Here is a 1356-nt window from a genome sequence, read left to right on the forward strand (position 1 = left end):
GGCCGCCAACCTCAACATCCACCTGCACTGTCTGGTGCTGGACGGGGTGTACCGCCGCGGCGCCGATGGCTCGCCGGCCTTCATCGAGGCGGATGCGCCCACCGACGACGAGTTGCACGCGCTGCTGCAGACCGTCATCGCCCGGCTCATGAAGATGCTCACGCGCCGAGGCGTGCTGGTCGAGGACATGGGCCAGACCTACCTGGCCGAGCCGGATGCCGACGGCGAGGAGGCGCGCACGCTGCGGCCGCTGCAGGCCGCGGCCATCACTCACCGCATCGCCTTCGGGCCCCGCGCCTGGCAGAAGGTGCTGACCGTCCGGGGTGCGATGCCGCGCGAGGGCGCAGCGCGCCAGCCCCTGTGCGCCGACGTCGACGGTTTCAGCCTGCACGCGGCAGTGCGGGTCGAGGCGAACGACCGCAAGCGGCTGGAACAGCTGTGCCGCTACATCACCCGGCCGGCGCTTTCCCACGAGCGGGTACAGCTCAACGCCGCGGGGCAGGTCGAGCTCAAGCTCAAGACGCCGTGGCGCGACGGGACCACGCACCTGATCATGAGCCCGCTGGAGTTCATGCAGCGGCTGGCCGCCAGGGCGACCGAAGGGCGCCCTTCGGGCTCCCGTGGCGCGGCCCAGGTTGCACCTGATCAGGTTCCACGGAGCATTGGCCCCGAACGCGAAGCTCAGGCCGCTGGTGGTGCCGCAGCAACCGCCCGCACAAGCGCAAGCGGCCAGCGAAGCCGCGGCGCCCGCCGAGTGCGAGGTCGAGACGGTCCAGGCCCGGCCGAATCGCATCAGCTGGGCGCGGCTGCTCAAGCGGGTCTTTGACATCGACATGCAGCATTGCCCGAACTGCGGCGGCGGGCTCAAGATCATCGCGGCCATCCTCGAGCGGCCGGTGATCGAGAAGATCCTGAGCCACCTGAGCCGCGCCGGCCGTCACAAACACCTCGCCCCAGGCTGTGCTGCCGGCAGCAACCGGGGGTCACTTCTGAATGTCGTCAGGGGGTCAGTTCCTGATGTCGCTCGACAGTCGCCAGTTGCCTTCCCTGTTCCAGCTATCTCGGACTTTCCAGGGGCCCAGGCACCGTCTGAGATTCCCAGGGCTCTCCACTTAACCGGACCGACCGGTAGAGTGCTGGGGATGGGCCAGCCACGCGCAGGGGAGCACTACCCAAGGTCACTCGGCGAGTGACGAGCTTGGTTTCGAACCGATGCCGACTGCCAGGACTGCCTCGAGTGGCTGCGCTGGCCTACCGGTTTCGTCTGCCCGGCTTGTCTGGGGCGCGACGGCTGGCGTCTGGGCGACGGGCGCTTCAAGTGCACCGCGTGCGGTGTGCGTTGCTCCGTCACCGCCG

General features: G+C 69.2%; 1 protein-coding gene and 1 pseudogene. Both read left to right on the forward strand.

Annotated features, from left to right (window positions below; genetic code table 11):
* Positions 1-826 (forward strand): transposase (locus ACOVRJ_RS01495; protein ID WP_422042141.1); only part of this gene is annotated, 826 nt, incomplete at its 5' end.
* Between the two features lie 394 nt (positions 827-1220).
* A pseudogene (locus ACOVRJ_RS01500) lies at positions 1221-1356 on the forward strand (transposase); the annotation flags it as partial.

The sequence above is a fragment of the Roseateles sp. genome, assembly GCF_049240545.1.
Taxonomy (GTDB): domain Bacteria; phylum Pseudomonadota; class Gammaproteobacteria; order Burkholderiales; family Burkholderiaceae_C; genus Paucibacter_A.